This is a genomic window from Longimicrobium terrae, assembly GCF_014202995.1.
Classification (GTDB): Bacteria; Gemmatimonadota; Gemmatimonadetes; order Longimicrobiales; family Longimicrobiaceae; genus Longimicrobium; species Longimicrobium terrae.
Genome location: NZ_JACHIA010000013.1, coordinates 35,922 through 45,930 on the forward strand (window position 1 = coordinate 35,922; position 10,009 = coordinate 45,930).

The following is a 10,009-nucleotide window of genomic DNA, read 5'->3' on the forward strand; positions in this document are numbered from 1 at the left end:
GCTCACAGCGCCGGCGCTTCCCGCGCGGCGCCGGCCACCGGCCGCGTCACGTGCACGGACGGCAGCGTAAAGAAGAAGCGGCTGCCCTCGCCCAGCGTGCTTTCCACCCAGATGCGGCCGCCGTGCAGCTCCACGAACCGCCGCGCGATGGAAAGCCCCAGCCCCGTGCCGTGGTGCACCCGCGCCCGCGACGCATCCACCTGCGCGAACTCGCGAAAGATCAGCTCGTGGTGCTCCGGATCGATCCCGATTCCGCTGTCCGCCACCTCCACCTGCAGCCACCCGGGCTGCCCCGGCGCGCGCCGCGCCACCACGCGCAGCCGGCCGCGCTCCGAGGTGAACTTGATGGCGTTGCCGAACAGGTTGCGCAGCACGTGCGCCACCTTGTCCGGGTCCGCCCAGGCATCGGGCAGGTCCGGCGCGATGTCGACGCTGAAGTCCAGCTGCTTGCGGGAAAGGAGCGACTCGTTCATCCGCCGCACCTCGCTCACCATCCCCGCCATGCTGAACTCCACCGGGCGGATGTCGATGACGGTGGCGCTGCTGCGGGCGTAGGTGAGGATCTCTTCGATCATCGCCAGCAGCTGGCGGCACGAGCCGATCATGGACTCGATGGCGTCGCGCTGGCGGTCGCTGATTTCGCCCAGCAGCCCGTCGCGCAGGATCTCGCCGTAGGTGACGATGGCCGTGAGCGGCGTGCGCAGCTCGTGCGACACGTTGGTGAGGAACTGGCTCTTGGCCACGTCCAGGTTGCGCAGCTCCAGCACGCTGCGCTCCAGCTCCTCGATGCGCGCGGCGGCTTCCCGCGCCGCCGTGGGCGTGGTGCCGTCCACCTCGAGGGTGATTCCGGTGCCGTCGCCCAGGGGGGCATCCATGACGCGAAAGCCCTCGCGGTCAAGCACCTGGCGCAGGCGCTCCGCGGTGGCGTGGTCGCCCAGAAGATAGAGCCGGAGGTCGTCCATGCGGGTGCGTACGGAGGGAACGTATGATGCGGCCAATCTAGACGGCGCCTGACGCGCCTGCAAGGAGATCGTCACTCTGCACCTGCGCCTCCAGCAGCTGGCGCCTCTGCAGGGCGGCGTACAGCCCCCCCGCCCGCAGCAGCTCGGCGTGCGTTCCGCGCTCCGCCAGCCGCCCGTCGTCCAGCACCAGGATCAGGTCCGCGTCCATCACCGCCGCCACGCGGTGGCTCACGATCACGCTCGTGCGCCCCGCGAATACGCCGCGCAGCCCGCCCAGAATCTCGTGCTCGGTCTGCGTGTCCACGGCGGAAAGGGCGTCGTCCAGCACCAGCAGCGGCGCGTCCTTGGCCACGGCGCGGGCCAGCGCCGCGCGCTGCTTCTGCCCGCCGCTCAGGTTGATGCCCCGCTCGCCCAGCACGGTGTCGTATCCGCCGGGCAGCTCCTCCACCGTCTGCTCCAGCCGCGCCACGCGGGCTGCGGCGCGCACCCGCCCGCGCCGCCGCTCCTCGTCCTCCTCGTCAAACCCCAGCGACAGGTTCTCGCCGATGGTGGCGCTGAACAGAAAGGTGTCCTGCGGCACCAGCGCCACCGCGCCGCGAAGCTGGTCCATGGGCCACTGCCGCACGGCGACGCCATCCACCAGTACCTCGCCCGCGGTGGGGTCGTACAGCCGGGCCAGCAGCGAAACGACGGTGGACTTGCCGGAGCCGGTCGGCCCCACCAGCGCCACCGTGGCCCCCGCCGGCGCGCGGAAGCTGATGCCGCGCAGCACGTCGCGCTCGGTGCCCGGGTAGCGGAACCACACGTCGCGGAACTCGATCTCCCCGCGCACCTCGTCCGGGCCCTGCGCGCCGGGAACGTCGGCCACCACGGGGCGCGTTTCCAGGATCTCCGACACGCGCGCCATGGAGGCCGCGCCGCGCTGAAACAGGTTCACCACCCATCCCAGGGCGATCATGGGAAAGCTGAGCTGCCCCAGGTAGAGGATGAAGATGACCAGGTCGCCGATGGTGATGCGGTCGGCCAGAATGGCGCGCCCGCCCAGCCACAGCGCCAGCATCATCCCCAATCCGGCCAGCAGCGTGAGGCTGGGATAGAAGAGGCCGCTGGTGCGCGCCAGGTTCACGTTGCGGCGCATGCTTTCCCGCGCCAGTTCGGTAAAGAGCGAACTCTGCGACGCCTCCTGCCCGTACGCCTTGACGATGCGCTGCCCCGCCAGGTTCTCCTGCGCCATCGTGGACATGATGCCGAGCTGCGCCTGGATCCCCTCCGACTGGTCGTGGATCACCTTGCCGAAAAAGATCGTCACCGGCGGCAGCAGAATCATGGGGACGAGCGAAAGCACCGTCATCCACGGATCGATCATCACCATGCGGGTGATGGCCATCAGCCCGAAGACGACGGTGTTGACCAGGTACATGTACGCCGGGCCCGCCACCATCCGCACCGCCTGCAGGTCGTTGGTGGCGCGCGACATCACCTCGCCGGTGGGCGTGCCGTTGTAGAAGGGCGCGTCCAGCCGCAGCAGGTGGGCAAAGAAGTCGTCGCGCAGGTCCAGTTCCACCCAGCGGCTGACGCTGTTCAGGTTCTGGCGCATCCAGAAGCGCCCCGCGCCCGCCAGCAGGGCCAGTCCGGCGCTGGCCAGCGCCCACTTTCCCACCTCGCCGCGGGTGCCGCCGGCGCGCGCCATGGCGTCCAGCGCGTGCTTCACCGCCTCGGTGCTGCCGACAGAAAGGAGGTTGGCCACCAGAACGGACACCAGCCCCAGCGCGATGGAAAGCTGATACCGGCGCAGATACGGGAAAAGTGCCTTGAGAGCTCGCATGGTCCTGTGGGTATGGGCGTTGCCCCGTCTACAGCCTGAGCGGCGGGGAGCACGCGAGGACCCAACTTGGTCCCATACCCGCCCAAAGACAAGGAACCGTGCGGGAAAAGGAGATCGTGATGACGAACAGGACCCTCACCGCGGCGCTGCTGGCCGTTCTGCCGCTGTCCTCCATTCTGGTCGCCTGCGGCTCGGGAGAGGACACCCAGCGTGTGGCGCTGGAACGAAAGGCGCTGGAACGCGACCTGAACCTGGCCCAGGTGGCCCGCGACACCACGCCGCAGACGGCCACGGAAGGGCTTCCCTCGCCGGACAGCGGCACCGCCCTGCAGGCTCCGCCGTCCGCCGCGCCGCAGGTCAAGACGCCCGGCAACCGGCCGCCCGCGGACACCCGTCCCTGGGTCCCCGGCCCGCGTTCGGAGACGGCGTCGGAGCCGCGCACCACCACGCGCACCGTTCCCGGCGGCACCACCTTCAGCGTGCGCTTCGACGAGTCGCTCAGCACGCGCACCATGAGCGTGGGCGAGACCTTCAGCTCCGTGCTCGCTGAGCCGCTGACGGACGGCGACGGCCGCACGGTGATTCCCGCGGGCGCCACGGTGCGAGGCCGGGTGACGCGGTCGCAGGCCAGCGGGCACGCGGGGCAGCATACGGCGCTGAACGTGACCTTTACCTCCATCCGGCACGGCGGCAACACCTATCCCATCGACGTGACGATGGTGGATGCGCCCAACACGGTTCGCCGCAGCCGCCAGAGCCGCACCAGCAAGGCCGCCACGATCGGTGGGGGCGCGGTGGTGGGCGGCGTGGCGGGCCACGTGCTGGGCCGCAGCCGCCGGTCCACCATCACCGGCGCGGTCGTGGGCGCGGCGGCGGGGACGGCGGTGGCGGTGGGCACGACGGACGTGGACGCGGTGATCCCGGCCGGTTCCACGGCCACGGTGCGGCTGGACGGCCCGGTGCGCGTCACCCGCACGCAGTCGTGATGATTGGGGGATGATGGGGATCGATGGATGAGCGTGATCGCGTGAGGCACATCGGGTGATGCCGGCCGGCTGATCGCGATTGTGGGAATGATGATGAGCGGCGGTCGCGAGAGGTGTCGCGGCCGCCGCTTGTGGCCCTCACCCCGCGTGCTGCGCACGACGACCCTCTCCCACGAACGGATGTGGGAGAGGGAGCACACCCCAGATTGGCGCGGATGATGGATTCGGGCGTGTCTGCGGGTTGCTATCCGGCGGTTGAAACCGCGCCTCGAAAGACACGAAGTCCGCCTCCGCGGACTGCATCCGCGGCTGAGTTGCGCGTCGCCCCATCGTGGGCGGGGGCGCAACGGCGCGCGACGCGCGTGTGGGTGGCCGGTTCGGCCACCCACACCATGACCCAGCCCCAACCCATGTCATCCTGAGGAGGCGCCGGCCGATTCCGGCGCCCGCACCGAACTCTGGCGCCGACGAAGGATCTACTTTCCGCTGAGCCAACTACGCGGTGTGTGCCGACCTCGCCCGCACTGCGGTTGAAGCCCCGAACGTGGACGCGACAGCGGCCGCGTGTCGGGGCTTTGCGCTGTTGGAGCGGCGGATTCATCCGCTCAGAATACTCCGGGCGCGCTCATGCTCCGCTTCCCACCGGGGACATCGCCCGCCCCCGCTTGCTCGGATTCGCCACGGCGCGTCGTCGCCCGCCCGGACTCGCCGCCCGGCGTAACGCCCGCTGCATTCGTCTCTGCGTCTGAGGGGATGTCTACGAACTCCGCCCGCGTGCACCTGATGAACACCCGGCAGGCCTCATCCACAACCCGCCATCGCCCGCTTGGTCTCCGCCCTTTCGATCACGCGCGAGACCCCGGCAGCCCTGTCGTTACACGTCACCAGTGTGCACGCAACTACATGGTACTTGACAATTTGCGGAACAAAACCGAATATAAACCGTAACAGGAGCAAGGAGGGCCGAAGGTGCGGCCCGGAGCGCGCGAAAGCCCACGGAGGGACGCATGGCGGAGATCAACTTCAAGGCGCTGCAGGACTTCTTTGAGCCTGATTCCATCGAATGGCGCATCCAGGCGTCCGGCGAAAAGAACGGGCGCGTGTGGGCCATCTGCGTCCCGTACGTCACCAACCGCGCCATCCAGAGCCGTCTGGACGAGGTGGTGGGCCCCGAAAGCTGGAGCAACGAGTTCCGGCCGGGGCCGGACGGCGGCGTCATGTGCGGCCTGTCCATCCGCGTGGGCGACGAGTGGGTCACCAAGTGGGACGGCGCCGAGAACACCGACGTCGAGGGGGTGAAGGGCGGCCTTTCCGGCGCCATGAAGCGCTCCGCCGTGCAGTGGGGCATCGGCCGCTACCTGTACACGCTGGACGAAACGTTCGCCAACGTGCACGAAGGCGGGCGCTTTCGCGGCAAGCTGCCCGACAGAGCCGGAGGACGTTCTTTTCGGTGGGATCCGCCACAGCTCCCGGCGGAGGTGCTGCCCAGCAAGCGGGAAGCGTCACCCCGCATCGCTGCCCCGCATGGCGGTGACCCCGATCACGAGGCGATGCTGGAGTACATCCGGTCCGTCGGTCCCCAGATCGATGATGCCGTGGAGATCCGAATCAGCCGGAAAACCCGGAATCTCAAGGAGTACGTTCGCGAAAACTGGCCGGCAATCAAGGAAGAGCCCCGCGTCGCGCGTGCAGTGGTCGAAGTGATCGAGGCCGCAACGGGACGGAGCCGCACGGTTCCTGAGCAGCGCGCTGCGGCGTGACCATGTCGCTGAGTAGCTACAAAGCCCGCAGTTGCTCGACCAGCGCTTCCGCTGACCGGGTTCTATGCTCCACGTCGGCAAGGCACTGCAACAGGGTGTCAGCGTAGACCTCGCTGATTCCGTCAACGGCAGCGAGCGCTACGCCCGGATTGATCCCTGCGGGTGGGCGTCCGGTCAACAGTGTGTACCAGAGGGCACCGAGCGAGTAGATATCCGACCTTGGATCAAGCAATCGGGGGTTCGCCGTCAACTCGGGCGCGGTAAAGTGGCCTCCGACGGCTCGCTCACCTTCTCGCGTGATACGGCTGACAATCTCCTCCTCGATGAATACGCCCAAACCGAAGTCGATCAACCGGACGCGCCGCCGCGGCTCTTTCGAAACGAGGACATTGCTTGGCCTCAGATCACGGTGAACCACGCGGGCCACTGTGTGGGCGTGATGGAGCGCTTCGGCAATCTCGACGACAACCCTGAGTGCATGCCGCGGAGCGATGCGCCCATGCTGTTTAATTACCTGCTCCAAACTGCGGCCCTGGACCATTTCCATCCGGATGTATGGTCGCCGCCCCAAGAGACCCACATCGTGCACTCGGACGATGTTCGGGTGCTCCAACGCGAACAGGATCCGTGCTTCCCGAAAGAAGCGCTCGAGGTGGCCTTCACCTCCCTCCGAGAACGCGGGCGCAAATACCTTCACGGCGAAGTCCATCCCCAGTAGCCGGTGATGGTACCGGTATACGACGCCAAATCCGCCCTGCCCGATGATCTCTCCCTGTTCGTAGTGCAGCCCAGGCAGGTGCGTGGCCCCCTCCAGTTCGTCCAGAAGAGGGTTGAAGGCTTGGGCCAAGTAAAGCCGGCGCTCCGCGTAGTGCGCGAACTTCGTCCTAATGAATGCCCAGAACTCGGGGCGCGTTCTGCACGCGATGAGGAACTCGGGAACGTGCTCGCGACTGGTGAGTCCGATGATGATCTTTCGTAGCCGGCTGTACTCGTCAGGTGAGACCGGGTGCTCGCCATCGGTGGCGAAATCAACGAGGCCCTGTTTCAGGGCTTCGATGCTGGATACAATGTCATCCGGGAGCGGAACGCCCGGTAGTGATGTCGCATTCACGTCCGTTCGCCCCGCCCCATCCGCACCACGATCTCGTACTCCTCGTCCGTGACGGGCTGCACGGACAGGCGGCTCTTGTTGATCACCAGCATCTTTTCCAGCCCCGGCGCGGCGCGCAGGTCATCCAGCGAAACCAGGGCGGGGAACGCCTCCTGAAACGCGACGTTGATCATGTACCAGCGCGGATCCTCGTCCGACGCCTTGGGATCGAAGTAGTCGCTCCGCGGATCGCGGGCGCTGGGGTCCGGATACCCCTCCCGCGACACCGTCGCCAGCCCGGCCACGCCCGGCGGCGACGCGTTGCTGTGGTAGTACAGCACCCGGTCGCCCGGCCTGGCATCGTCGCGCATGAAGTTGCGCGCCTGATAGTTCCGCACGCCCTCCCACGAAGTACTGCCGTCCCGCCGCAGGTCGTGGATGGAATACACGTCGGGCTCGCTCTTCAACAGCCAGTTGCGCGGCATTGGATCATCAGGGGAAAAAGTCTGGTGTGCGCGGCATCTTCGCGCGAAGGAGCCCGCCGGGCAAGCTCCTCCATCCATCAGAATGCTTGTGCCGGCAATCTGCGCAGCCTACCGTGCGGTTGCCCGTATTGTCGTTTTCTGATCGGAGGTTCCATGCAAGTCAGGCTGCCGGCTTGTGCCCTGCTGATTGCGACGCTTTGGATCGACGGTTCCCTGCACGGGCAGGAGATGGACAACCCCTATCTGGATGATGAAACGGTACCCTGCTGGATGGCGTGCGTCCGGCCGTACGGCAGCGACACGCGAATGATCAGCGGCCGTGCGTACAGGCTGGCGAACTGCTACCTCAGCGGACCCGGCCAGTGCACGTGCGTGTGGGTGAGCATGTGATCACCGCGATGCGGCCGCGGCGTTGGTGGATCGGGGTGCTCGGGGCGGGGCTCATCAGCGCGATCACAGGGTGCGGCACCGAAGCCCCTTCCGTGGACCCCGGGCAGGTGCTGCGCGACCCCCGGAGGCACCTGGTGGAGATCGTGGCGGGCCCGTCCGCCGATCCCCGAAACAACTTCACGCTCGTCATGAGCGGCAGGGTGACCGCGAGCGGAAAGCACGTGGTACTCGTCGACATGCGCGCGCCCTACGTGCGGGTGTATCGCCGCTCCGGCCAATTGCGATCGGCGTTCCTGAAGGACGGGCGGGGGCCGCTGGAGGCGCGTTCGGTACGGGCGGTCGCCGTCGCCGGAGACTCACTGATTCTGGTGGCGGATGTGGATGGCCGGGTGCGCACCTTTGATCTGGACGGCGGGCTGCGGCAGAACCTGCCGCGGTTTCCCTTCGGCGTGGTTTCCGCGACGACCGCATGCCCGGGCGAGTGGCTGCTGTACGGCGCGCGCTTCAGCCCGGGCGGAACGTCCGCGCGGTGGCTGCACCGCCTGCCGATCGGTGCGGGGCCGGAGGCCCTCACGAGTGTGTTCGGCGAGACGGTCGGTTCCGCGGAGCCGCGCTCCGCGATGTCCAGCGGGCTGATCGCCACTCCGCGCGGCGCGGCACTCTGGCACACTCTGGGCGACCGGCCGTCGCTGGTGACGTGGCGGTGCGGCGCGTCCTCCGCCGCGTCGGCGCCGCTGGCGGACGGCGTACGTCCCCCGCCAGGCGCCACGGAGGTGCGCGGCGCAATGGTGACGACCGTCGGGCCCGGAACGCGGATGCGCGGCGGGCTGGCCGCCGCTCGTGGCCGGCTCTGGAAAACCGAGCTGGTCACCGCCGGAACCAAGGCGCTCGAGTACTCCGAGATCACCGCCGCGGATCAGCATGTCGGACGTGCGGCGCGGCTTTCCGGCTACGTGGTGCTCCTGGACAGCCGGCCCGGTGTGGGTGTGCTGGTGCAGGTATACGAGGGCGATGAGCAACGCGTTCTGCTGCTCTCCGAGCGCGACTTTCTGGCGCTGGCGCAAGAACGGACGGACCGGCCCTGACACGCCGGAGCACGAAGAATCACCCTCCGCACAGGCCGCCGCTCCCCGGCGGCCTTTTTCCGTTATCTGCGGAAAAGGAGCGTGATGGACGCCCGCCGGCTCTGTACGCCGCGTTCCCGCCGGGTTAGCTTCGGTGCCCACGATGGCGGTTTAGGAGTGTACACGGAGCGAGCCGGATGAATACGGTCGATCGTTGGATTGCGCGCCCGCGGCCCAACCCGCGGGCGCGCCTGCGTCTGTTCTGCCTGGCGCACGCGGGCGGCGGCGCATCCGCGTTCCGCGGCTGGGCCGATGCCCTTCCCGCCGAGGTGGAGGTGTGCCCGGTGCAGCTTCCCGGGCGCGAAAACCGCATCGGCGAGCCGGCCATCACCCGCATGGAGCCGCTGATCGACGCGCTTCTCCCCGCGGTGGCGCCGTACCTGGACCTGCCGTTCGCGCTGTTCGGGCACAGCAACGGCGCGCTGATCGCGTTCGAGCTCGCGCGCAGGCTGCGGGCGGAGGGGCGCCCCGGCCCCGTGCACCTGTTCGCCTCCGGGCGCCGCGCCCCGGACCGGTCCAGCGGCCGCGAGCCCACCAGCCACCTTCCCGACGCCGAGTTCCTGGCCGACCTGCACCGGCTGGGCGGGCTTCCCGACGCGCTGCTGCAGCACCAGGAGCTGATCTCGCTGCTGCTGCCCACTCTGCGCGCGGACGTGGCGCTGAACGAGTGCTACGTCTTTGGCGAACAGGAGCCGCTGGACTGCCCCATCACCGCCTACATCGGGCTGGCCGACAGCAAGGCCACCAACGACCAGGTGCAGGCGTGGGGACGGCATACCCGCGCCCCCTTCGTGATCCGCGGCTTTCCCGGCGGGCACTTCTTTCTGCAGGAGGGGCGCGCCGACTTTCTGCGCGTTCTCGCCGCCGACCTGCTGACCGTGGCACGAGGGCTGCCCGCCGGCTGACCTCGCCGTCTTTGGCGCAAAACGGGTGCGGGACGGCCGAACGGAGCCATCCTGCACCCGTTTTGCGCTCCTCCGCGCCCAATCTTCCTCCATATTTCGCGAAACGGCGCCTTACGTGCGTTCAGCTTTCGCCCGGCCGTTGCCTGCCCGCTGAAAAATCGCCGAGTGCCCGGAGCGTGTGCGTACGCTCCGGGCACTTTGCCGTCCGGCCGTGTAGCAGTCAGCGCTGAAGCCACCGTTCGCGCGTACGCCCCGGAAAGGTGAGCAGAGGCAACGGTGTCCACGCTGTTTCACTTGTGTGGCGAACCCGTAATCTGAGACGCCACACTACTTTTTCCGCCTGGAATCCATTAGATTGGCCCCGAGACGAGATGGGCTGGATGGGCCGACTTTCGGGAATCCAGCTCTGATGCGGGACGTTGTTGCAGATGCGCGCGTGATGGCTTTTTAGGATCGCCACGCGTGCGCCGCTCCGGCCCCGT

9 protein-coding genes are annotated in these 10,009 nt (G+C 68.2%); 5 read left to right on the plus strand and 4 right to left on the minus strand.

The genetic code is table 11. The features are described from left to right. Window positions 1-2: 2 nt before the first annotated feature. Together HNQ61_RS18760 and HNQ61_RS18765 are read right to left on the minus strand one after the other, a co-directional pair. Window positions 3-962 carry a sensor histidine kinase gene (locus HNQ61_RS18760; protein WP_170032197.1) on the minus strand — a complete coding sequence of 320 codons (960 nt, stop codon included), beginning with the start codon at window positions 960-962 and terminating at the stop codon, window positions 3-5. 37 nt (window positions 963-999) lie between these two features. Beyond that, the gene (locus HNQ61_RS18765) at window positions 1,000-2,787 is read right to left on the minus strand and encodes an ABC transporter ATP-binding protein (protein WP_170032194.1); all 1,788 of its coding nucleotides are present in this window, start codon (window positions 2,785-2,787) and stop codon (window positions 1,000-1,002) included. A 119-nt stretch (window positions 2,788-2,906) separates the two neighbouring features. On the opposite strand from HNQ61_RS18765, the gene HNQ61_RS18770 reads away from it, so the two are divergent. Both HNQ61_RS18770 and HNQ61_RS18775 read left to right on the plus strand, forming a co-directional pair. Next, on the plus strand, window positions 2,907-3,773 hold the full coding sequence (locus HNQ61_RS18770; RefSeq protein WP_170032191.1) for a hypothetical protein: 867 nt from the start codon (window positions 2,907-2,909) through the stop codon (window positions 3,771-3,773). Between the two features lie 1,007 nt (window positions 3,774-4,780). Next, window positions 4,781-5,533: a Rad52/Rad22 family DNA repair protein gene (locus tag HNQ61_RS18775; RefSeq protein WP_170032188.1), complete on the plus strand. Its 753-nt coding sequence runs from the start codon at window positions 4,781-4,783 to the stop codon at window positions 5,531-5,533. 16 nt (window positions 5,534-5,549) lie between these two features. On the opposite strand, the gene HNQ61_RS18780 is transcribed toward HNQ61_RS18775, so the two are convergent. Together HNQ61_RS18780 and HNQ61_RS18785 are read right to left on the minus strand one after the other, a co-directional pair. Beyond that, a complete protein-coding gene (locus tag HNQ61_RS18780) occupies window positions 5,550-6,644 on the minus strand; it encodes a protein kinase domain-containing protein (RefSeq protein ID WP_170032185.1) in 1,095 nt (364 codons plus the stop codon). Continuing rightward, window positions 6,641-7,108, minus strand: coding sequence for an EVE domain-containing protein (locus HNQ61_RS18785; RefSeq protein WP_170032182.1), 468 nt, complete (start codon window positions 7,106-7,108; stop codon window positions 6,641-6,643). Before HNQ61_RS18785 ends, HNQ61_RS18780 begins: the two co-directional genes overlap by 4 nt. Before the next feature lie 153 nt (window positions 7,109-7,261). Between HNQ61_RS18785 and HNQ61_RS18790 the strand changes: the two genes are divergently transcribed. The 3 genes from HNQ61_RS18790 to HNQ61_RS18800 all read left to right on the plus strand — a co-directional run bounded on the left by HNQ61_RS18790 (window position 7,262) and on the right by HNQ61_RS18800 (window position 9,527). Then, window positions 7,262-7,498 (plus strand): hypothetical protein, encoded by a 237-nt coding sequence (locus tag HNQ61_RS18790; protein ID WP_170032179.1) that lies wholly within the window; start codon window positions 7,262-7,264, stop codon window positions 7,496-7,498. 8 nt (window positions 7,499-7,506) lie between these two features. Then, window positions 7,507-8,583 carry an NHL repeat-containing protein gene (locus HNQ61_RS18795; RefSeq protein WP_170032176.1) on the plus strand — a complete coding sequence of 359 codons (1,077 nt, stop codon included), beginning with the start codon at window positions 7,507-7,509 and terminating at the stop codon, window positions 8,581-8,583. A 176-nt stretch (window positions 8,584-8,759) separates the two neighbouring features. Then, a complete protein-coding gene (locus tag HNQ61_RS18800) occupies window positions 8,760-9,527 on the plus strand; it encodes a thioesterase II family protein (protein WP_170032173.1) in 768 nt (255 codons plus the stop codon). Window positions 9,528-10,009 lie beyond the last annotated feature (482 nt).